Origin of the sequence: Micromonospora vinacea (assembly GCF_015751785.1) — a bacterium.
In the GTDB taxonomy this organism is placed as follows: domain Bacteria; phylum Actinomycetota; class Actinomycetes; order Mycobacteriales; family Micromonosporaceae; genus Micromonospora; species Micromonospora vinacea.
Genome location: NZ_JADOTY010000001.1, coordinates 4,960,393 through 4,982,272 on the forward strand (window position 1 = coordinate 4,960,393; position 21,880 = coordinate 4,982,272).

Genomic DNA, 21,880 nt, shown 5'->3' on the forward strand with positions numbered 1-21,880 from the left:
ATCCGGCACATCGGAGGTGGCGTCATGCCTACCGTCGTCGTCCTCGCGCTGACCCTCGCCCTCGCGCCGGCGCCGTCCCCGTCGGCCACCTCGGATCCGCTCGGCGACATCATCGGTGGCGTCGGCCAGATCGTCGACGACCTGCTCGGCGGCGACACGCCGAGTGCCGCTCCGCCGTCGAGCGCCACCCCCACCGGGGCGTCCACGCCGAGTCGGCCACCGGTCGCCGGTCAGCCCAGCCCGGTGGAGTCCAGCGCGATCCCGGTGCCCGCCGGATCGGCGGGCGGTCTTCGCGCACCCGCCGCGCCCGATCGCCGCACCGCCGACGAGGGCACCGGCACCCGCGAGGCCGCCGTGCCCAGGCCCGACGGCGACGCCCCCGCGCCGACCGCCCCGCCAGCCCTCGCCGACCCCAGCTGGAGTGCCTGGCCACCCACGTCGTACCTGCTGGTCGTGGCGGTCCTCGCGGCCCTGGCACTGCTGTTTGTGCGCCGCCGGGCCCCGGTCCCCGCCGCCGCACCCGACCCCGGCCCGGTACCGGATTCCGACCCGGCACCGGATCCCGGCCCGATGCCGGAGAACGTCAGCCGCTTGCCGACCAGCCTCAATGCCATCTACGAGATGGGCCGCCAGGATGAGCGACTCGAACAGGAGCGCCGCCGGCGCACCTGAGGGCGCGCCCCGCCGTCGGTCTCAGGCTGCCGAGTAGGCGCCCTCACGCCGGGGGATCCCGTCGTCGTACGCCCCGACCGGCCCGCTGTAGCGGGTCTTGCCCTTCGGGTACGGCCAGGCGTTCGCGGTGCAGCCGTGCAGGCCCAGCGTCTGCTGCTGCATCACCGGCGCCGGCCGACCTCGCCCGGGGCACCGCTCGTGGCCGTACCCGAGCTTGTGCCCCACCTCGTGGTTGACCATGTACTGCCGGTAGGTGCCCAGGTTCGCCCCGTAACCCGGTACACCCTTGACCCAACGCGCCACGTTGAGCACCACCCGGGCACCGTTGCGGCAGGAGGTGTAGGCGTCCGGCACGTCCTGGCAGAGGGTGTCACGGGTGCCGGGGGTCGCCAGGTAGATGGTGAGGTCGGTCGGTTCGCCGGCACCGACCCGGCGCAGCCGCCACGCCCCGCCGGCCGTCCACCCGCGCGGGTCGTTCAACGTCGCGGTGATCGCTGTGGCGATGTCCTTCGCCGGCAGGCCCCGGATGTCGCGTTCCACGGCGACCCGGTAGCGCATCAACTGGCCGGTCGTCGCACGCCCGGGCGTGTTCTCGCCGGGCGCCACCGACCAGCGGTTACCACCGGTGGCGGGGTAGCTGACCGGGATGACGGGCGGGGTGCTGGGTCGGACCTCGACGGTCGCCGTCGGCCGACCGGTCGGTGTCGCCGCCGCGCCGGTCAGCGGTCCGGCGGCGACCGGGTCGGTGGCGGGTTGCCCGGCGGCCGGTAGGCCGCATCCGGTGAGCAGCGCCACCACCAGCAGCGACGCCATCCAGGCGGGACCCCAGCGGCGGGTAGCCTTCGTCGACATGTCTCTCCCCTCGCGCGTCGCTCGGCGGCGGCGCGGAGGAGAAGACGGGTGACAGTGGCGAAAAGTTGATGTGACCCAGGGCTCAACCTTTTGCCGGCCCCGCCCGTCTCTAGCTCTGTGGCACGGGGAGGGTTCGCGGTGGCGCGGGGTGACGCGGAATTCGTCGAGTTCGCGCGGGCGGCGTCCGCGCGACTGGTGCACGCCGCGTACCTGATGACCGGCGACCACCACCAGGCCGAGGACGCCGCGCAGACCGCCCTGGTCCGGACCTACGCGTCATGGTCGCGGATCCACGACGACGACGCCTATGGGTACGCCCGCCGCACGCTGGTCAACCATCTGGTCGACGGGTGGCGACGGCCGATGCGGGAGTACCCGACCGACGAGGTGCCGGAGCAGCGGCGGGGCGACGTGGCCGACGACGTGACCACCCGGCGCTGGTTGATCACCATCCTCGGTGCGCTCAGCCCCCGGGAGCGCGCCATCGTCGTCCTGCGCTACTACTTCGACCTGCCGGAGGCACAGGTGGCCCGGGAACTCGCCGTCTCCGTCGGCACCGTCAAGAGCACCAGCTCGCGAGCGTTGGAGAAGTTGCGCAGCGCCACGCCCCGCACGGCCGATGAGGAGGCGCGCCGATGAGCGAGTTGGACCGGCTCCGCCACGCCATGCGGGCGACCGAGCGCCCCGACGCCGTGCTCGACCTGGCCACCGTCATGCGCGAGGGACGCCGGTTGCGTACCCGTCGGCGCGTCGCCGGAGCCGGGGCGGCGACGCTCGCGACCGGCCTGGCCGCAGTGGTCGTCGTGGTGGCGGTCGGCGCGTCCGGTCCGGGCGATCCGGCGCCGACCGAGCACCCGCCGCCGGTCGCCGTCGCTCCACCGTCGGCCGGTGTCTCGCCGTGGGCGGAGAAGTCGCCGGGCTCCACGCCGCCGCCGACGGTGGGCCGCGACGAGCCGCCACCGAAGCCCCTCGGCCAGATCGTGGACAGCGGGGTGCGGCACGGCGCCGAGCGTCGGGTCTACTACTTCGTCCGGGTGTCCGTGCCCGGCGAACCCAAGGTGTCCATGGGACTGGCCGCCGGTCGCCAGGCTCCGGACGGCTCGTTGAGCACCGACCTCCTGGTCAACGACGTGGAGGGCAGCGACCGTCGCGCCGGGTTCCACCAGATCGGTTACGACGAGCGCTTCGCCTCGCCGGTGCCCACCTTCGGTTACTTCGTTGGCCCCGCCAAGCGGATCATCGGCACCGTCGACGGTCGGCAGGTCGACGCCCGAGTGGCGCCATGGAGTGGCGACAAGCAGGTGCTGATCTTCTGGTTCGACCCGGCCCGGCTCACGCCGGGGGAGCGGCTGGACGGCATCATCGCCCGCGACGCCGGCGGCGGCCGACTCTGACGCGCTGCCGGCGCTCAGCCCAGTCGACGCTCGATGGTCACCGTCGTCCCCTCGGCGGTGGAGACCAGCCGCACGTCGCCGTAGGCGTTCATCAGCAGCGCGCCGCGCCCCCGGTCCATCGCCGGCCGGCGGTCCCGCCAGGTGCCGAAGTCCCGTACCGAGATCCGGACCAGCCCGCCACCCACCTGGACGCGCACCCGCACCTCCGGTCGGCTGGGCCGCTGCGCGTGCTCGACGGCGTTGTTCATGGCCTCCGAGGCGGCGAGCAGGAGATCTTCGAGCACGTCCGGGTCGACGTCCAGTTCGCCCAGTGCGCCCCGGACGTCCCGACGCATCGCGGCGGCGGAGGTGGGTGCGGACGGGTACGTCCATCCGACGTCCAGGAGGTCGCCCAGCCCGTCCGGGTCGAGCGGCGCCTCCACCACCACTGACACGTCGCTGACGGTTTCGACCATCGGGGTCGGCGGAACGGGGCCGACCGGGGCGGGTCGGGTCGGCGGCGTCGGGGCAGCGACCGTCGCCGGGTCGCCGCCGATCGCCGCCGCGGGGGTACGGTCGCGGGCTCGGCGGATGCTGGCCCGGATCCGGGCCAGCAACTCGGCCGCGGCGAACGGTTTCACCAGGTAGTCGTCGGCACCCAGGCTCAGGCCCTCCACGCTGGCCTCCCCGCCGGCCCGGGCGGACAGCACCAGCACCGGCAGCGCCCGGGTCGCCGGGTCCGCGCGTAGCCGGCGCACCAGGTCGAAGCCGTCCAGTACCGGCATCATCACGTCGGTCAGGACCAGGTCGGGCGGGTCGCGGTGAATCTCGTCGAGGGCCTGCCGGCCGTCGGTGACGGCCCGCACCCGCCAGCCCTGCCCGGTGAGCAGTCGGGTGAGGTACGCCCGCATGTCGGCGTTGTCGTCGGCGAGCAGGATCCGGGCCCCGGCCAGGTCGTCGGTGGCCGGCCCGAACGCGGGATCGGGTTCTGTCACCGCGTCGCCCTGCTCGGTGAGCCAGCCCATCGCCTCCTCGACGGCGGCGCGGGCCGCGTCACCCCGCCCGTCCACCGCCGGGCCGGTGACCGCGGTGCGGTGCGCCGCCGACCAGGGCAGCGCCACGGTGAACCTGCTGCCGACGCCCACCTGACTGGTCACTCGCACGTCACCGCCTTCCAGCCGGGCCAACTCGTGCACCAGGGCCAGGCCGATGCCCGTGCCCTCGTGACTGCGCGAGCGGGCGCCCCGTACCCGGTGGAAGCGTTCGAACAGTTTCGGCAGGTCCCGTTCCGCGATGCCGATGCCGGTGTCGGCGACGGTGAGGCGCACCTCCTCGTCGTCGGCGTCGAGGGTGACCCGGATGCGGCCGATGAACGTGTACTTCAGTGCGTTGGAGAGCAGGTTCGTGACGATGCGTTCCCAGTTGACCGGGTCGACCGAGACCGGCCGGGGCAGCGGTGGGCAGCTCACCTCGAGGGTCAGCCCGGCCCGTTCGACGGCGGCCCGGAACACCCCGGCGAGCTCGGCGGTCAGCGCGGCCAGGTCGACCACCCGGGCGTCGCTGCGCGCGCGCCCGGCCTCCAGGCTGGAGAAGGTGAGCAGACTGTTGACCAGCGTCAACAGTCGGGTGGCGTTACGCCAGCCGGTCTCCACCCGCTCCCGCTGCACCGCCGCCAGCGGTGCGGTGGCGTCGGTGAGGGCGTCGGTCAGCGGGCCGAGGATCAGGGTCAACGGGGTACGGAACTCGTGGCTGACGTTGGCGAAGAAGTCGGTCTTGACCCGGTCCAGTTCCGCCATCGCCTCGACCCGGCGCCGCTCCTCCTCGTACTCCTGGGCGTTGCGCAGCGCCACGGAGATCTGCTGGGCGAGCAGTTGGTGGAAGGAGCGGTACGCCTCGTCGAGCCCTCGGCTGGGGCTGACCCCGGCGAGTAGGACGCCGAGGGGCTGATCCTCGTCGGCGGAGGGCAGCGGCAGCGCCAGCGCGGTGCGGACCGGGTCGTTCCACGGGCCGGCGGGCAGCGGCAGCCGGTCGGCGACGTCGGTCACCCGGGTCGCCCGACCCTCGGCGGCGTCCGCCAGCCCCCAGGCGTACGCGGGCGGGCCCGGGTCGGTCAGCTCGACGGCGTCCGGCAGGGCCCGAGCGTGCGCCCGGTCGCCGCCGGTGCAGGCCACCCGTCGCAGCGCCGTGCCGTCGCGCAGGTAGATGGCGGCGAACGGCACGTCTAGGGGATGGCCGTCGATCACGTCGATCAGCCGAGTGGCGGTGGCGTCCACGTCGACGGTGCGCCCGTCGCCGAGCACTGACAGGTCGCGCAGGAGGCGGAGCCGGCGTTCGCCGACCACCTGCTGGGTGACCTCGCTGCACACGGTCAGCACGCCGACGGTGTGGCCGTCGTCGTCGCGGGCCGGGGCGTGCGAGACGCTGAAGTACGCCTCCTCGCGGTAGCCGGCCCGCTCGAGCAGCAGTTGCAGCGCCGGGACCCAGCTGGCCACCCCGGTCGCCATGGCCTCCTCGATCAGCGGGGCGAGCACGTCCCAGCCTTCGGCCAGGGTCACCCGTACGTCGTCGCCGAGCGCGCCCGGGTGCTTGTCGCCGATCAGCGCCGAGTACGCGTCGTTGTAGAGCTGGGAGTAACTCTCGCCCCAGAGCAGCAGCATGGGGTACCGCGAGGAGAGCACCATCCGCACGGCGGCGCGCAGGCTCTGCGGCCATCCGTCGACCGGGCCGAGGGGGGTGCGGGCCCAGTCCAGCTGTGCCATCAACCGCCCGGTGTCGCCGCCACCGAGGAACAGGTCAGTGGTGGGTCGCGTCACGCTCATCCGACCCCATCGCAAGCCCCCGTTCCGGGCCCGACGACCCTGCCGCGTTACCTACCCATCCTGACACCTCTACTCACCTGTGCCGACGCCGGTACCCACCGTCGAACCGGCGGCGGTTCGGGACGAACGACCGATGCTCAAGAAATAGATATCTGTAAGTGTCTCGGGTATCTCTCCAACCCCCCGAGGAGCCCCCATGAGAGGCAGAACGCTGAGCGCGGGAACCGCGCTCGCCGTGTTCGCCGGGATGACGGTGACGCTGGCCACCCAGCCGGCGACCGCGTCACCTTCGACCGCGACGACGGCGGTGACCCGGCCGATCGCCGCGGCCGCCGCCGCGTTGGCCGCACCGGACATCTCCGTCACCAACGTCCAGGCGCACCTGACCCAGTTCAACACCATCGCCACCAGCAACGGTGGCAACCGACGGGCTGGCTCCGCCGGCTACACCGCCTCGCTCACCTACGTCAAGACCAGGCTCCAGGCGGCCGGCTACACCGTCAGCGAGCAGTACTGCTCCAGCTGCAGGTACCCCTCGAACAACCTGATCGCCGAGTGGCCCGGCGGCCCGGCTGACCAGGTGGTCATGTTCGGCGCGCACCTGGACGGCGTCTCGGCCGGTCCGGGTATCAACGACAACGCCACCGGCTCGTCGACCCTGCTGGAGAACGCGCTGGTCCTGGCCTCGCGGAACCCGACCATGACCAAGCGGGTGCGGTTCGCCTGGTGGACCGACGAGGAGCAGGGGCTCAACGGCTCCCGGTTCTACGTCAACTCGCTCAGCACCACCCAGCGCGGCTACATCAAGGGCTACTACAACTTCGACATGGTCGGCTCGACCAACGGCGGCTACTTCATCAACCGGGTCAGCTCGACCACGGCGGCGCCGCTGAAGGCGTACTGGGACTCGTTGGGCCTGCAACCGGAGGAGAACGTCGAGGGTCAGGGCCGCTCCGACGACTACTACTTCCAGCAGGCCGGCATCCCCACCTCGGGTTACGCCGCCGGCGCCAGCGCCCGCAAGACCAGCTCCCAGGCGGCCAAGTGGGGCGGCACCGCCAACGCCGCGTACGACCCGTGCTACCACCGGTCCTGTGACACCACCGCAAACGTCAGCGCCACAGTGCTGAACCGGGCGGCCGACGGTGTCGCGTACGCGCTGTGGCAGCTCGCCGTGAGCGGCGGGACCCCGAGCTGCACCGGCGGTCAAGTGGTCGCAAACGGTGGATTCGAGAGCGGCAGCACGCCGTGGACCGCGTCCTCCGGCGTGATCACCAACGCCAGCGGCCAGCCGGCCCGGACCGGGTCGTACAAGGCGTGGCTCAACGGGTACGGCAGTACCCGCACCGAGAGCCTGTCGCAGTCGGTGTCACTGCCGGCCGGCTGCGCCACGTACACGCTGTCGTTCTGGCTGCACATCGACACCGCCGAGACCACCAGTTCCACGGCGTACGACCGGCTCACCGTACAGGCGGGTTCGACCACGCTGGCGACGTACTCGAATCTCAACGCCGCAACCGGCTACGTGCAGCGCACCCTCAACGTGGCCGCGTTCGCCGGGCAGGCGGTGACGCTGCGGTTCACCGGCACCGAGGACTCGTCGTTGCAGACCACCTTCGTGATCGACGACGTGACGTTGCAGGCGAGCTGACCGCGTACCCGGGAAGGGCCGCCACTGGTTTCTACCGGTGGCGGCCCGTCGCGTCGTGGGTCAGGGGAGCTGTGGGTAGAGAGCGGCGACGCCGCCGGCCAGCCCGGCCTGCACCTGGCGGCTGGTCTCGTCGGTGACGATCTCGTACGCGTCGGCCTCGATGCCGTCCACCCCGATCCGGGCGATCACCGCCGGGTCGGACTTCGGGGCGTCGACCCCGGCGGTCATGTCGGTGTCCATGTAGCCGACGTGCAGGCCGGAGACCCGGACGCCCCGCTCGGCGAGCTGTACGCGCAGCGCGTTTGTCATCGCCCACTCGGCCGACTTCGCGGCGCCGTACGCCCCGACGCCGGGGAAGTTCACCCAGGACAGCGCGGAGAGCACGTTGAGAATCGTTCCGCCGCCGTTGCCCGCGATGATCGGCGCGAACGCCCGGACCATTGACAGGTTGCCGAAGTAGTGGGTCTCCAGCTCCAGCCGGACGAGGTCCAGGTCGCCGTCGAGCAGGTTGGTGCCGGTCTCGATGCCGGCGTTGTTGATCAGCAGGTTCACGTCGCCTGCCAGCTTCGCGGCGGCGGCCACCGAGGCGGGGTCGGTGATGTCCAGCCGTACCGGCGTCACGCCGGGCAGGTCGACGCTGTCGGGGTTGCGGGCGCCGGCGTAGACGGTGGCGCCCCGGGCGAGGAGTTCGGCGGCCAGGTGTCGGCCGAAGCCACGGTTGGCGCCGGTGACGAGGGCGGTGCTTCCAGCGATCTTCATGGCCGTCACGCTATCCGACCTGACTTCTGTCAGGCAAAGTCAGCTATCTCACCACGCTGGGCCGACCGGATCGGGAATACGACCCGGACGCGCCCACAGCCGGACCGGTGACGACTCGTATCCTTTCCGCGAACCTCCGCACGAGCCGAGATGGGAGACGGTGTGAGCAACCAGGCCGAAACGTTGGAATTCCAGGCCGAGGCGCGTCAGCTCCTCCAGTTGGTGGTCCACTCGATCTATTCGAACAAGGACGTCTTCCTGCGGGAACTCATCTCGAACGCGTCCGACGCACTGGACAAGCTCCGGCTGGCCACCCTCGTCGACAAGGACCTCGTCGCCGACACCGACGACCTGCACGTCGCACTGGAGATCGACAGCGACGCCCGCACCCTCACCGTGCGGGACAACGGCATCGGGATGACCCGCGACGAGGTCGTCCAGCTGATCGGCACCATCGCCAAGTCGGGCACCGCCGAGCTGCTGCGCCAGCTGCGCGAGTCCGCCGACGCCCACGCCAAGCAGGACCTCATCGGCCAGTTCGGCGTCGGCTTCTACGCCGCGTTCATGGTCGCCGACCGGGTCACCCTGCTGACCCGCAAGGCCGGCGAGACCGGCGGCACCCGCTGGGAGTCCACCGGCGAGGGCACCTACTCGATCGAGGCGGTCGACGAGGCGCCGCAGGGCACCACCGTGACCCTGCACCTCAAGCCGGCCGACACCGAGGACAACCTGCACGACTACACCGCCGAGTGGACCGTCCGCGAGATCGTCAAGCGCTACTCCGACTTCATCGCCTGGCCGATCCGGATGAGCGTCGAACGCCCCGGCGCCGACGGTGAGGCCGCCACCCGCGAGGTGCAGACCCTCAACTCGATGAAGGCGCTCTGGGCGCGGCCCCGCGACGAGGTCGACGCCGCCGAGTACAACGAGTTCTACAAGCACGTCAGCCACGACTGGGCCGACCCGCTCGAGGTCGTGCACATGAAGGGCGAGGGCACCTTCGAGTACGAGGCGCTGCTCTTCCTGCCCAGCCACGCCCCACTGGACCTGTTCTCCCCGCAGGGCCGCCGAGGCGTCCAGCTCTACGTCAAGCGCGTCTTCATCATGGACGACTGCGAGGCCCTGGTCCCGACCTACCTGCGCTTCGTCAAGGGCGTTGTCGACGCGCACGACCTGTCACTGAACATCTCCCGGGAGATCCTCCAGCAGGACCGGCAGATCCAGATCGTCCGCCGCCGCCTGGTCAAGAAGGTCCTCGCCACGGTCAAGGACCTCAAGGCCAACCACGCCGAGCGCTACCGCACCTTCTGGACCGAGTTCGGCGCCGTGGTCAAGGAAGGGCTGATCGACGACACCGACAACCGGGACACCCTGCTGGACATTCTGTCGGTGGCCTCCACCAACGACCCGGCCGAGCCCACCGACCTGGCCGGCTACGTGTCGCGGATGAAGGACGGCCAGAGCGACATCTGGTACGCCACCGGCGAGTCCCGGGCCGCCATCGAGAACTCCCCGCACCTGGAGGCGTTCCGGGCCAAGGGGCACGAGGTGCTGCTCCTCACCGACCAGGTCGACGAGGTGTGGGTCGAGCGCGTCGGCACGTACGACGGCCGGCCACTGCGCTCGATCGCCAAGGGCGAGATCGACCTGGACACCGACGAGGAGAAGCAGCAGGCCGAGGCCGAGCGCGAGCAGCAGCGACAGGAGTTCGCCGGCCTGCTCGACTGGCTGGGGACCACCCTCACCGACAGCGTCCGGGAGGTCCGCCTGTCGTCGCGGCTGACCACCTCACCGGCCTGCGTCGTCGGCGACGCCCACGACCTCACCCCGACCCTGGAGAAGATGTACCGGGCGATGGGGCACGAGCTCCCCACCACCAAGCGGATCCTGGAGATCAACCCGGGCCACCCGCTGGTGTCCGGGCTGCGCAAGGCCCACGAGCAGGGCAGCGACCCCACCGCGCTGACCGAGACCGCCGAGCTGCTCTACGGCCTGGCGGTGCTCGCCGAGGGCGGTGAGCTGACCGACCCGGCCCGGTTCACCCGGACGCTCGCCGATCGGTTGGCGCGCACCCTGTAACTGGCGTACCACCGGCCGGCGGCCCGCCCGAGCGGCGGCCCGCCGGCCGGTCCCGTCAGCGGCCGGGGATCACCAGACCCGACTCGTAGGCGATCATCACCGCCTGGGCGCGGTCGCGCAGGTGCAGTTTGGTGAGCAGGTTGCCGACATGGGTCTTCACCGTGTGCTCGCTGAGGTGGTGGTGGGCGGCGATCTCGGCGTTGGACAGACCGGCCGCGATCAGGCGCAGCACGTCCGTCTCCCGGGGCGTCAGGCCGGTCACCGCGGCGGCCCGGGCGGGGTCCGGATGGCCGCGCCGGTGCAGTTCGCCGATGACCCGGGCGGTGACGGCGGGGGCAAGCAGCGCGTCCCCGGCGGCGACCACACGGACCGCGTTCACCAGGTCGGCTCGGGGAGCGTCCTTGAGCAGGAAGCCGCTGGCCCCGGCCCGCAGGGCCGCGTACAGGTGGTCGTCGGTGTCGAACATGGTCAGAGCGAGGACCCGGCTCGACGTGAGCGCGCAGACCTGGCGGGTCGCGGCGACACCGTCGAGGACGGGCATTCGCATGTCCATCAGGACGACGTCGGGACGGTGTTCGCGGGCAGCCCGCACGGCCGCCGCGCCGTCCGGGACGTCGGCGACCACCTCGATGTCCGGCTCGGCGCCGAGGATGGTGGCGAACCCCGCCCGGAACAGATCCTGGTCATCGGCGAGCACGACCCGCAGCATCAGACCACCGCCGGTGCCGACAGCGGCAGGGAAGCGGTCACCGTGAAGCCGTGACCGCCGGAGGCCGGGCCAGCGCGCAGGGTGCCGCCGCAGGCGTGGGCGCGCTCGCGCATGCCGACGATCCCGTACCCGGGCAGGCCCGCGTCGGACCCGCGGTAGCCGCAGCCGTCATCGGTGACCGACACGGTCAGCGAGTTCGCCGTGTGGTCCAGTCGGACCCGAACCGATCGGGCCCTGGCATGCCGCACCACGTTGGTCAAGGACTCCTGCACGATCCGGTAGGCGGCCACCCCGACGTCCGGGGGCGGCGGCTCGACGGCACCTCCGGACGGCGAGACGCTGAGCACGGCATCGAGGCCGGCGGCACGGACCCGCTCGACGAGGACGGGAAGGTGGCCCAGACCCGGCTGGTCAAGTGGCTGGTCGGCGGGTTCGTACAGGCTGCCGACCGCGCGGCGGAGCTGAACGACCGCGTCCCTGCCGGTGGCGGCGATCGTGGCGAACGTGGCATCAGCGCGATCCGGCTGCTGGCGGACCAGCAGCGGACCCGCCTCCGCCTGGACGATCATGACGCCGACCGCGTGGGTGAGGATGTCATGCAGGTCGCGGGCGATCCGGGTGCGTTCGCGCAGCACCGCCGCCGTCCGTTCACCGGCGATGCGACGATCGCGTTCGGCGAGGGCCGCGGCCTGGGTCCGGCGGGCCCGGGTGCTGGTGCCCAGCAAATACGCGAAGAGGTAGGCGACCGACAGGTAACGCAGCACCTCCACGTCCGGGCGGGGGTAGAGCAGCGAGACCAGCAGGCCGGCGGCGGTGAGCGCGACGCCGAGCAGGCGGATCGGCAGGGAGGCCCGCGCCGCGAACGTGTAGAGGCAGACCAGCGGTCCGACCGGCAGCAGTGGGGGAGCGCCGAGCGAGGCGGACACGGTCGTGGCGACGCCCACGACGAGGGCGACCCGGATCAGCGCCCGGTCCCGCCACAGCACCGGCACCGACGACGCGACCGCGAGCGGCAGCACCCACCAGGCACGTGGCCCACCGACCAGGGCGGGCAGCACTGTCGCGGCGACGGCGGCCACTGTGACGGCGAGATTGACGTACTGCTTCACGTCGGCAGTATCGTCCGAGCCGGCGCGCCGACGCCTCCCTCCACGGGACCAGATCGATCCCGGCCCGCACGGTGATCCGCCCCGGCCGCCCGCGCCGCACGCTCGACCCATGATGACGATCCTCGCCACGCTCCTCAGTGGCCTGCTTTGGCTCGGTGGCACCGGGCTGCACCCGATCCCCGCGCTGACCTGGCTCGCCCCGCTCCCGCTGATCCTCGCCTCGACGCGGGTACGCCCGCGGACCGCGCTCTGCGCGACCGCCCTCGCCTGGTCGATCGGTCAGGGCGGCGTGGTCGGCTACTACCTCGGCACCCTGCGACTACCGGTCCCCGCGGTCGCCGGCGTGGTCCTGCTCGGCCTCGGGCTGGCGACCGGCACGGTCCTGCTCGCCCGGGTACTGCTGCTACGCGGACGAACCGCCCTCGCCGTCCTCGCCGTGCCATCGCTCTGGGTGCTGGGGGAGTACGCGGCGTCCCGCCTGCTGCCGCACGGCGCCTGGTGGAGCCTCGCCTACACCCAGGCCGACGTCCGTCCGGTCATCCAGCTGACCGCGCTCACCGGAGTCTGGGGCGTCACCTACCTGCTGCTCGCCGTCCCGATCGCCCTCGCCGCCCTGCGCGCAAGCCCACGCCCCGCCCTCACCTGCCTGCTCGTCCTCCTGCTCGGCGCCGGCGGGTGGTCGGCCTGGTCGCTGGGCCGTTCCCCCGACCCGGCCGCGCGGCTCACCGTCGGCCTGGTGGCCCTGCGCCAGCCCGAGGACGGACTTCCGGTCGACGAGCCGCAAGGCCGTGACCTGCTCGCCCGTTACGCCGCGCGGGTCGAGGGCCTGGTCGCCCGTGGGGCACGGATCGTCGTCCTGCCGGAGAAGGTGTTCGCCGTGTCGGACACGACGATGCCCGTGCTCGTGGCCGCGCTCCGGCAGACCGAGGCTCAGGTCGTCGTCGGTGCGGTGCGGCAACGGGCCGGCGGGGCGAGCAACGTCGCGCTGGTGCTCGAACCGGGTGGGACCGTCACGACGTACGAGAAGCAGCATCTCATCCCGGGCCTGGAGGACTGGCTGACGCCGGGTGACGGCGAGGTGCTCGTGGACGGGCGGTTCGGCGTCGCGATCTGCAAGGACCTCGACCATCCCGACCTGGTCCGGCGGTATCGGGCGCAGGGCGCCTCGGTGCTGCTCGTCCCCGCCCTGGACTTCACCTCCGATGGCTGGCTGCACGGTCGGATGGCAGTGGTCCGGGGTGTGGAGAACGGGCTCGTCGTGGTCCGGGCCGCGGCGTTCGGCCGGCTGACGGTCACCGACCCCGGCGGCAGGATGGTGGGCGAGGCCACCGCCGGTGACGCGGAGCTGCTGCTCGCCGCCCCGACGTCGGGCTGGGGCACTGTCTATTCGCGTACCGGAGACTGGTTTCCGCTGTTGTCAGTGGCCCTGTTGGTCCTGGCCGTGGGTGGGGCACGTGGCGGCCGGTGGCCTGGCTCCGCCACGACAGCTGAACGCTCGGCCGGACAACCGGCCGAGCGTTCGTCCGTGTAGCGCGGATCAGTTCAGGTGTCGGTGGCCCGTCACGCCGCGGAGGCGGACGCCTTCGGCCCTCGGTGCGTCGCCGCCGGGCCGGCGTTCCAGCCCCAGCGGGGGGCCGGTACCGCGGCGTCGCGGCGCCCGTCCGTGTCGACGTCCTCGCTGTCGGTGCCGTCGACGGTCAGCTCGACGGAGCCGGGTGTGCTGCGGGCCAGTCGCAGCGAGTGCTCGGCGCCAGTGCGGGCCGCGCACGGCCAGGACTGCCCGGCGCACTGGAGGTTGCGGCAGTGGCCCTCGTCGTCCGGCTCGTGTGCGCTCAGCACGTCGACAGCCAACTGCCACAGCAGCGGGTCGGTCACGTCGTGCGGGCGCTCGGCGGTGCGGCTAGGTCGGTTGCTGGTGTCGTCGGACATCGTGGGCCCCCCTCGTCAGGCTGTACCCCCCAAGGGTCACCCGTCAGCCGCCGGCTAAACCGCCGACCTGCTGTGATGTGTCTCTGGTCGCAGCTCGACCGCGGACGCCGCACGCGAATCGGTCAGTCCGGCAGGAGCGGCATCTCCACGCCCGGCTCCCGGCCGAGCAACACCGCCCGGGTGAGCGCCGCTGATCCGAACCGGTCGCGGACCGCGTCGACAGCAGCGTCCAGATCGGACCCGACGTCCGGCTGGAACGGCAGCTCCGGCTGGACCGGGTTGTCGTCGAGGTTGCCCACCGAGACACCGATCAGTGTGACACCACGGCGATCGATCTCGGGCAGCGCGGCGTGCAGCAATGCACGCGCGGCGGCGAGCAGTGGCGTGGTGTCCGCCGTCGCCTTACCCACCGTGTGCGATCGGGTCGCCCGGGTGTAGTCGCCGAAGCGCAGCCGCAACACCACAGTGCGGCCGGACCGCCCGGCCGTCCGCATCCGCCGGCTGACCCGGTCGACAAGGCCGGCGAGGATGGCGTCCAGCTCCGTCGAGGCGTGCGGGGTACGACTCAGCGCGTGCTGCGCGCCCATCGAACCGCGCCGCCGCCCCACCTGCACCGCCCGGGGGTCGCGATTGTGTGCCAGCGCGTGCAGGTGCCGGCCGGCGCCCGCACCGAGCAGCGACACCAGCGCCGCCTCACCGAGGCGGGCCACCTCCCCGACGGTACGGATCCGGCGTTCGCGCAGCTTGGCGGCCGTGACCGGGCCGACGCCCCAGAGCCGTTCCACAGGCAGTGGGTGCAGGAACGCCAGCTCGGCGTCCGGTGCGACCACCAGCAGGCCGTCCGGTTTCGCCACTCCGCTGGCCACCTTGGCCAGGAACTTCGTGCGGGCCACCCCCACCGTGATCGGCAGGTGGACCCGGTCGCTGACCTCCCGGCGCAGTCGTTCGGCGATCTCGGCCGGTGGCCCGACCAGCCGCCGCAGGCCACCCACGTCGAGGAACGCCTCGTCGATGGAGAGCCCCTCGACCAGCGGTGTGGTCTGCCGGAAGATCTCGAAGACCGCGCGACTCGCCGCCGTGTACGCCGACATCCGTGGCGGAACGACGATCGCGTCCGGGCAGAGCCGACGCGCCTGCTGGCCGCCCATCGCGCTGCGGACGCCGTGCGCCTTCGCCTCGTAGCTGGCCGCGAGCACCACGCCGCCGCCGACGATTACCGGCCGCCCGCGTAGGCGCGGGTCGTCGCGCTGCTCGACCGACGCGTAGAACGCGTCCAGGTCGGCGTGCAGGATGCTGGCGCCGGGCGACACGTACACATGTTCGCATGACGCCCGGCCGACGCGGCAGTGAGCTGGGCGAACGCCCGATCAGTCGAGGCAGAACTCGTTGCCCTCAGGGTCGGCCATGATGAGATGACCGGCGCCCAACGGGGGAGCGGGCTCGTGTCGACTGAGCCGTTCGGCGCCGTGCGAGACGAGCCGTTCGGCCTCCGCCTCCAGGGCCGCCATCCGCTCGTCACCCTCCAACCCGGGGGCCGCACGGACGTCGAGGTGGACGCGGTTCTTCACCTGCTTGTGCTCCGGCACCCGCTGGAAGAACAGCCGCGGTCGCGTGCCCTCGGGGTCGACCACCGCCGACGCGTCGTTGCGGTTCTCCGGCGGCACACCCATCGCCTCCAACGCCTGGTCCCAGGACTCGAAGTCTCCGGGCGGGGCCTGCAGCTGGTAGCCGAGCGCCTCGGCCCAGAACGTGGCCAACCGGGCCGGGTCTGCGCAGTCGAACGTGATCTGGACGTCGCGGGTCACTGTGGGTCCCTGCTTCCTGATCTGGTCGGTCATGATCCCAGCCTCCCCCGGATAGCGGACAGGGTCGTTCCGCTATCCGTGCAACGATCGACGGGTGACCGTCGAGGCGACGACCGAGCGGGTGCTGCGCCTGCTGGCGCTGCTGCAACGACGACTGTCCTGGACGGCCGCCGAACTCGCCGCCGAACTGGGGGTCACCGACCGTTGCGTGCGCCGCGACGTGCAGCGCCTGCGGACGCTCGGCTATCCCGTGCACGCGGTGTCGGGCGTCGGCGGCGGCTATCAACTCGGTGCGGGCACCCGGCTGCCGCCGTTGCTCCTGGACGACGAGGAGGCGATCGCCACGGCGGTGTCGCTGCGGCTCGCCTCCGGGGGCACTGTCGCCGGGGCGAGCGAGGCGGCGCTGCGGGCACTCGCGAAGCTCGACCAGGTGATGCCGTCGCGGCTCCGCGCCGAGGTACGGGCGGTGCACGGCTCCACCGACACGCTCATCGGCCCGGTCGCCGAGATCGACGCGGAACTGCTGGTGACACTGGCCCGGTCCTGTCGGGACGGGGTACGCGTTCGATTCCACTACCCCGACCGGGGCGCTGTGGAGCAGGAACGGACGGTCGAGCCGATCCGGATGGTCACGACGGGCCGCCGCTGGTATCTGATGGCCTGGGACGTCGACCGCGACGACTGGCGGACGTTCCGACTGGACCGGATGCGGGCGGCGATGGCGACGACCTGGCGCTTCCCGGCACGCGAGCACCCGGATCCGGTCGCCTTCGTGCAGCGGGCCGTGACCGGGGCGCCGTACCGGTACCTCGCCCGGGTGCGGGTGCGTGCCCCGGCCGAGCGGGTGCGCGAGGTGGTTCCGCCCCAGGTGGGGCGGGTCGAGGACGACAGCGACGGGTGGTCCGTGCTGGTCGTCGGCGGCGACGACCTGGAGTGGCTCGCCGCGCACCTTGGCCGCCTGGATCACGAGATGGAGGTGCTGGAGCCTCCCGAGCTGCGCGAGGCCGCGGGTCGGCTCGCCCGTCGCCTCGCGGTGCTGGCCGGTGCGACGTCGGAGCCCGGCGCGCGGTGACGCAGCGTGTAGTGGCGCAGCGACACCGGGCTACCGTCGGGAGCGGCCCAGGGCGCCGTGCTGGTGCCGAGGCACCGCCAGCCCGCGCGCTCGTACAGCGCAGCGGCCGCGGTGCCACCAGCGGCCAACTCCAGCACCAGGTCCGTGCCACGTTTCTCCGCCCACCGGCGGGCCCGGTCCAGCAGCGCGCTGCCCAACGCCAACCCCCGGGCTTTCGGCGCCACGAAGAGACGAGCCACCTCGGCAGTCGGCCGCCCGTCCACCTGATCGGGGATCCGATGCACAGCGACATGCCCGACGACGGCCGCGTCGGCGTCGACGGCGACCCAGGCCCGCGCCGGGTGCGGTTCGCGCAGCCAACGGTGCGGGTCGGCGGGTCAGTTCAGCGGGTACCGGTCGACCCGGTGAACCTCGGCGAGCGCTGCGACGCAGCCGTCCAGATCGGTGGCGCGCCGCCGGCGGACAGCGGGTCGGTTCACAGGTCGTCGAACGGGCCGGCGTAGCGGAACTCGCCCCGGACCGACTCACGCCACGCGTGCGACGGTCGACCCATGAAGTACTGCGGCCCCCACGGCTGTGGCGGAGTCACGCCCAGCTCGACGGCGGGCCGGAACCCGAAGCGCGGGTAGTAGTCGGGGTGCCCGAGCAGCACCACGAGCGGTTCGTCCCGCGCGTCGGCCGCGCCGAGCACCGCGTGCATCAACGCGCTGCCGACCCCACGCCGCTGCCAGTCGGGCAGCACGCCCAGCGGCCCCAGGCCCAGCGCGACGGGCGCACCGCCCACCAGGCCGCGGGTGGCCACCACGTGCCCGACCACCCGACCGTCCGAATCGGTCGCCACCAGGGAGTACGCGGGCAGCCAGCCCTCGTCGGCGCGCAGCGCGTCGACGAGCGTCGCCTCGACCGGCACGGCGTCGCCGTCGGCCTTGGCGAAGGCGGCGGAGTGCACCGCCCGGATGGCGTCGACGTCGGCGGGTGTCTCGCGTCTGATCAGCACCGCGCCACCATATTCGCGGTGAGTCGCCGGCTCCACGCGTTTATCGCAGGCACCGATGTGCCGGCGGTCGCGTCGGCCGCCCGGCCGACCGACGTGCAACGGCGATGGTTGTGCCTGGTGGCTGCTGTGCCTGGCGGTCGTCGTACCTGACAGTCGTGGTGGCTGGCGGTCGTGGTGGCCGGCGGCGGCACTTCGCGGACATGACGGGGAAACGGCTGATGTCTGTGAGTCATCAAGATGCCGCCCAGTCATCAAGCGATCCGCGATCCGCGATCCGAGTGGCCGTGGCCCAGCCAGGGCCTGCGGGCCGCCCCCGGGCCTGGGGCCTCTCTGGTCCGCGCGTGCGGCCCGTGCCGGCTGGCCGGGCGTGATCTCAGCCGACGGCGGTCGCGGAGGGTGGGGCGCTGCCGCCCTGGGGTGCCTCGGGGACCATCAACCGGATGATCTCCGCCTGGTCGGTGGGCGAGGGCAGCCCCCATTCGGGCCGGTAGCCGTACACCTCGTGCAGTGGGGTGGAGCCGGTGCGGCCGTCCAGGATCTCCACGGCCTCGGTGCCGATCAGGCCGGGGTGTTCGACGCCGCAGGCCTCGGCAACTTTGGTCAGGTCCCGGCGCAGCGTCCGCAGGTAGTTGGCCGCCCGGACCGACTTCAACGTCGGGTCCAGGCCCCGGGCGAGCCACGCGTTCTGGGTGGCGACGCCGGTGGGGCAGGTGTCGGTGTGGCACTTCTGCGCCTGGATGCAGCCGATCGCCAGCATAGCCTCGCGACCGACGTTGACCAGGTCGCAGCCGAGCGCGAACGCCACTATGGCGTTGTCCGGCAGTCCGAGCTTGCCGCCGCCGACGAAGACCACCTGCTCGTGCAGGTCGTGCTCGGCGAAGATCTTGTACACCCGGGAGAAGCCCTGCTGGAACGGGAGCGACACGGAGTCGGTGAAGATCAGTGGTGCGGCGCCGGTGCCGCCCTCGCCGCCGTCGACCGTCACGAAGTCCACACCCCGGCCGGTGTCCCGCATCAGGGTGGCCAGTTCCTGCCAGAAGCCCAGGTCACCGACCGCCGACTTGATGCCGACCGGCAGTCCTGTCTCGGCGGCCAGCAACTCCACCCAGTCGAGCAGACTGTCGCAGTCGGAGAACTCGGCGTGCCGGGACGGGCTGACGCAGTCCTGACCAGCCGGGATGCCCCGGGTGGCGGCGATCTCGGCGGACACCTTCGCCCCGGGCAGCAGCCCACCGAGGCTCGGCTTGGCGCCCTGGCTCAGCTTGATCTCCAGCGCCCGCACCGGCGCGCCGGAGACCAGGTCCTTCAGCCGGTCGAGGCTGAACCGGCCGTGTTCGTCACGGCAGCCGAAGTACGCGGTGCCGAGTTGGAAGACCAGCTCACCGCCGTTGCGGTGGTACGGCGACAGGCCGCCCTCGCCGGTGTTCTGCAGGCAGCCGGCGAGCGCCGCGCCCTTGTTGAGCGCCGTGATGGCGTTGCCGGAGAGCGAGCCGAAGCTCATCCCGGAGATGTTGACGACCGACTCCGGTCGGAACGCCCGGGCGCGACCCCGTGCCGCGCCGAGCACCTTGGCGCAGGGCAACCGCACGTCGTGCCCGGCGGTCGGTGAGGACGGCGGCACGGCGCGACCGAACGTGCGGTGCTTGATGATCGGGTACCCGGGGGTGTACTCGATGTCGTTGTCAGTGCCGAAACCGAAGTAGTTGTTCTCCTGCTTGGCCGACGCGTACACCCAGCGGCGCTGGTCGCGGGTAAACGGCCGCTCCTCGTTGTTGCCGGCCACGATGTACTGCCGTAACTCCGGCCCGATCGTCTCCAACAGGTAGCGGGCGCGCCCGAGGACCGGGAAGTTGCGCCGCAGCGCGTGGTCGCGCTGGATCAGGTCCCGCGCGGCGAGGGCCGCGACGGCGGCGGCGACGGCGGGTACGGCTCGACGGGCCCATCTCATGCCGGCACTCTTTCCGCCGAGGCGGCGGATCAAACCGGTGAGCTGGCTGGTGGCGGTACGGGTGCGCCCCGCACCGCCACCACTCGCTCAGCGGTGTCGGAACGACTCCCGGACCGATCCGCCGACGATCGTGCACCACGTGCTCGTGCTGAGCTTGCCGTTGCGCGGCAGCCCGTGCAGCGCCTGAAGGTCCTGCACCGCCCTCCGGGTGGCGTGGTCGTACGCCCCGGTGACGGTGACCGCGTACCCCTTGGTGGCGAGGATTTCCTGCACGGCCGTGACCGGCGCTCCGGCGGCGTGCTGGTCCAGCTCCGGAGCGAGGGTCTCCCAGGTCGGCGTGGTGAGTGTGGCGTCCACATCCACAGCGATGCCGTTGCGGGCCTGCCAGTCCTGCACCGCCGCGACGGTAGCGGCGTCGAACGTGCCGCTGACGGTCACCGGGTAACCCCGGTAGGCGAGCAGGTGCTGCACCACCCGGACCGACGGGGAGTTGACGAAACGCCACAGGTCCGGCCAGCGGCGCGCCGGCACGTCACCGAGCTTGGTGCCAAGGGCGGCGTGCACCCGCCGCCGCAGGTCGGGGAACTGCCGGTAGAAGGCCGCGCCCGGGCACTCGGTGGTGCGGAAGTCCCAGTGGCCGAAGATGTCGTGCGCGTGCAGCCCGTACTGCCGGCAGATCGCGACGCAGAGCTTGACCAGGGAGTCGGTCAGCGCCTGTGGTGGTGTCTCGGTGACGTAGGTGCCCTCGTTCTCGATGCCGATGGCCCGGCCGTTCTCACCCGGACAGTGCGCCGAGATCATCTGCCGGTCGCCGGCTTCCAGGCGCTCCAGGCTGCCCCGGCGGCCCTCCAGCACGTAACCGCCGCGGCTCACAGTGAAGTGCTGGCCGGTGTCCGACCAGCCGTTGCCGTCCATGTGCAGGTCCTGGCAGTCGTGGGCCAGCTTGACCGCCTGCTCCCGGGAGTAGTCGGTGACGTTCGGGAACGCCATGTGGTGCACGATGATCTTGTTGGTGGCGATGGCGCTCACCGACAGCGGGTCCTTCGGTGGGCGGGCGGCCCACTCGTCACAGCTGATGATCCAGTCCAGGTCGGTGCCCGGCGCGGCCTGCGCCGCGTTCGGGAAGGCGAGTTCGCTTCCGACGACGGCGACAGTGGCGGCGCCGAGACCGGCCCGCAGCAGCGTCCGGCGATCCACTTCGGAATGGTCGACGTGCATTGCATCTCCTCCTGCGGCCGACGGCGGGGGGATGAAAAGTAGCTCCAGTGGCCGCACGTACTTCGGAGAATATTGCCAAGACTCGCCCGCGCGCTAGAGGGCGTCCACCCCCGACGGGCAGCTGGAAAAGCGATCGACCAAAAGATCAATGTCCCGCTAACCTGGCCGCTGACTCGGGGGTGGAAGATGAAACTTGGTGAGGCGCTGACCGAACGCGCCGAGGCGGCACGACGGGTCGAGCAGCTGCGGACCCGGATCAATGGCAGCGCCCGGTACCAGGAGGGCGAACTGCCTCCGGAGGACGCCACGGTGCTCCTGACCGAGCTGGACCAGGTCCTCGACAACCTGGAGACGCTGATCCGGCGCATCAACCGGACCAACGCCGCGGTGCCGGTCGACGACCTCGGCACGCTCACCGACGCGTTGGCCCGGCGGGACGTCCTGCGACTGCGGCACGCCGCCATCACGGCGGCCGCCGACGCCGCCGCCGGTAGCGGCCGTGGTCACCTGGCCCGGCAGCTCCGCTCCGAGCTGAAGATGCTCGCGGCGTTGCCGGTCGCCGAGCTTCGGGAACGCGCCGACGGGCTCGCGGGGCAGCTCCGCGAGCTCGAGGTGCGGATTCAGCGCACCAACTGGGAGGCTGACCTGCTGGACTGACCCATCCCAGCAGCGATGTGGAGCAGGTAGCCGTCGTGGAGGCGTGTACACACAGGTCCGGGCTGTAACCCCGGAACCCTTCTTGGCGCGCGGTGGGCAGCGCGGGGTTCGACTCCCCAAGAACAATGCAGCCCAGCACCGAGGACAGGTAACACCGCAACATGCACACCTCATCACCACGTACAGATCCTCGACGGCGAGGGCGGGTTCGGGGCACTCCACATCCGCGCG

20 protein-coding genes are annotated in these 21,880 nt (G+C 72.1%); 8 read left to right on the plus strand and 12 right to left on the minus strand.

The features are described 5' to 3' along the window. Positions 1 to 24: 24 nt before the first annotated feature. A complete protein-coding gene (locus IW249_RS23175; RefSeq protein ID WP_196922680.1) occupies positions 25 to 672 on the plus strand; it encodes a hypothetical protein in 648 nt (215 codons plus the stop codon). 21 nt (positions 673 to 693) lie between these two features. Here IW249_RS23175 and IW249_RS23180 read toward each other — a convergent pair whose 3' ends face one another. Continuing rightward, entirely contained in the window at positions 694 to 1,524 is an 831-nt protein-coding gene (locus tag IW249_RS23180) for a DUF3152 domain-containing protein (RefSeq protein ID WP_196922681.1), read from the minus strand. A gap of 138 nt (positions 1,525 to 1,662) precedes the next feature. Here IW249_RS23180 and IW249_RS23185 point away from each other — a divergent pair, with 138 nt between their 5' ends. Beyond that, the gene (locus IW249_RS23185; protein ID WP_196922682.1) at positions 1,663 to 2,163 is read left to right on the plus strand and encodes a SigE family RNA polymerase sigma factor; all 501 of its coding nucleotides are present in this window, start codon (positions 1,663 to 1,665) and stop codon (positions 2,161 to 2,163) included. After that, positions 2,160 to 2,918: a hypothetical protein gene (locus tag IW249_RS23190; protein ID WP_196922683.1), complete on the plus strand. Its 759-nt coding sequence runs from the start codon at positions 2,160 to 2,162 to the stop codon at positions 2,916 to 2,918. Before IW249_RS23185 ends, IW249_RS23190 begins: the two co-directional genes overlap by 4 nt. 14 nt (positions 2,919 to 2,932) lie before the next feature. Here the strand turns inward: IW249_RS23190 and IW249_RS23195 are convergent, their stop codons facing one another. Next, positions 2,933 to 5,716, minus strand: a complete 2,784-nt coding sequence (locus IW249_RS23195; RefSeq protein WP_196922684.1) for an ATP-binding protein — start codon at positions 5,714 to 5,716, stop codon at positions 2,933 to 2,935. A gap of 196 nt (positions 5,717 to 5,912) precedes the next feature. Between IW249_RS23195 and IW249_RS23200 the strand changes: the two genes are divergently transcribed. Next, on the plus strand, positions 5,913 to 7,367 hold the full coding sequence (locus tag IW249_RS23200) for a M28 family peptidase (protein ID WP_196922685.1): 1,455 nt from the start codon (positions 5,913 to 5,915) through the stop codon (positions 7,365 to 7,367). Positions 7,368 to 7,427: 60 nt separating this feature from the next. On the opposite strand, the gene IW249_RS23205 is transcribed toward IW249_RS23200, so the two are convergent. Beyond that, a complete protein-coding gene (locus IW249_RS23205; protein ID WP_196922686.1) occupies positions 7,428 to 8,126 on the minus strand; it encodes an SDR family oxidoreductase in 699 nt (232 codons plus the stop codon). Between the two features lie 150 nt (positions 8,127 to 8,276). Between IW249_RS23205 and htpG the strand changes: the two genes are divergently transcribed. After that, complete coding sequence (gene htpG / locus IW249_RS23210) at positions 8,277 to 10,205, plus strand: molecular chaperone HtpG (protein WP_196922687.1); 1,929 nt, start codon at positions 8,277 to 8,279, stop codon at positions 10,203 to 10,205. A gap of 55 nt (positions 10,206 to 10,260) precedes the next feature. Here the strand turns inward: htpG and IW249_RS23215 are convergent, their stop codons facing one another. Together IW249_RS23215 and IW249_RS23220 are read right to left on the minus strand one after the other, a co-directional pair. Then, positions 10,261 to 10,914, minus strand: coding sequence for a response regulator (locus tag IW249_RS23215; protein ID WP_196922688.1), 654 nt, complete (start codon positions 10,912 to 10,914; stop codon positions 10,261 to 10,263). Continuing rightward, positions 10,914 to 12,023: a sensor histidine kinase gene (locus IW249_RS23220; protein ID WP_307788685.1), complete on the minus strand. Its 1,110-nt coding sequence runs from the start codon at positions 12,021 to 12,023 to the stop codon at positions 10,914 to 10,916. Before IW249_RS23220 ends, IW249_RS23215 begins: the two co-directional genes overlap by 1 nt. Positions 12,024 to 12,132: 109 nt before the next feature. Here IW249_RS23220 and IW249_RS23225 point away from each other — a divergent pair, with 109 nt between their 5' ends. Beyond that, on the plus strand, positions 12,133 to 13,554 hold the full coding sequence (locus IW249_RS23225) for a nitrilase-related carbon-nitrogen hydrolase (protein ID WP_196922690.1): 1,422 nt from the start codon (positions 12,133 to 12,135) through the stop codon (positions 13,552 to 13,554). Between the two features lie 29 nt (positions 13,555 to 13,583). Here IW249_RS23225 and IW249_RS23230 read toward each other — a convergent pair whose 3' ends face one another. The 3 genes from IW249_RS23230 to IW249_RS23240 form a co-directional block, all read right to left on the minus strand. Then, positions 13,584 to 13,952 (minus strand): hypothetical protein, encoded by a 369-nt coding sequence (locus IW249_RS23230; protein WP_196922691.1) that lies wholly within the window; start codon positions 13,950 to 13,952, stop codon positions 13,584 to 13,586. 122 nt (positions 13,953 to 14,074) lie between these two features. Next, entirely contained in the window at positions 14,075 to 15,262 is a 1,188-nt protein-coding gene (gene dinB, locus IW249_RS23235) for a DNA polymerase IV (protein ID WP_196922692.1), read from the minus strand. A 57-nt stretch (positions 15,263 to 15,319) separates the two neighbouring features. Further along, positions 15,320 to 15,790: a VOC family protein gene (locus tag IW249_RS23240; protein WP_196922693.1), complete on the minus strand. Its 471-nt coding sequence runs from the start codon at positions 15,788 to 15,790 to the stop codon at positions 15,320 to 15,322. A 61-nt stretch (positions 15,791 to 15,851) separates the two neighbouring features. Here IW249_RS23240 and IW249_RS23245 point away from each other — a divergent pair, with 61 nt between their 5' ends. Then, positions 15,852 to 16,829 (plus strand): helix-turn-helix transcriptional regulator, encoded by a 978-nt coding sequence (locus IW249_RS23245; RefSeq protein WP_196922694.1) that lies wholly within the window; start codon positions 15,852 to 15,854, stop codon positions 16,827 to 16,829. Here IW249_RS23245 and IW249_RS23250 read toward each other — a convergent pair. From IW249_RS23250 to IW249_RS23265, 4 genes are all read right to left on the minus strand, one after another. Next, positions 16,721 to 17,185: a GNAT family N-acetyltransferase gene (locus tag IW249_RS23250; protein ID WP_231393939.1), complete on the minus strand. Its 465-nt coding sequence runs from the start codon at positions 17,183 to 17,185 to the stop codon at positions 16,721 to 16,723. The two genes, IW249_RS23245 and IW249_RS23250, sit on opposite strands and share 109 nt — an antisense overlap. Before the next feature lie 119 nt (positions 17,186 to 17,304). Further along, a complete protein-coding gene (locus IW249_RS23255; protein ID WP_196922695.1) occupies positions 17,305 to 17,826 on the minus strand; it encodes a GNAT family N-acetyltransferase in 522 nt (173 codons plus the stop codon). Positions 17,827 to 18,199: 373 nt separating this feature from the next. Next, positions 18,200 to 19,774, minus strand: a complete 1,575-nt coding sequence (locus IW249_RS23260; protein ID WP_196922696.1) for an FMN-binding glutamate synthase family protein — start codon at positions 19,772 to 19,774, stop codon at positions 18,200 to 18,202. A gap of 87 nt (positions 19,775 to 19,861) precedes the next feature. Then, entirely contained in the window at positions 19,862 to 20,992 is a 1,131-nt protein-coding gene (locus IW249_RS23265; protein WP_196922697.1) for a peptidoglycan recognition protein family protein, read from the minus strand. 186 nt (positions 20,993 to 21,178) lie between these two features. Between IW249_RS23265 and IW249_RS23270 the strand changes: the two genes are divergently transcribed. Next, the gene (locus tag IW249_RS23270; RefSeq protein ID WP_196922698.1) at positions 21,179 to 21,649 is read left to right on the plus strand and encodes a DIP1984 family protein; all 471 of its coding nucleotides are present in this window, start codon (positions 21,179 to 21,181) and stop codon (positions 21,647 to 21,649) included. Positions 21,650 to 21,880 lie beyond the last annotated feature (231 nt).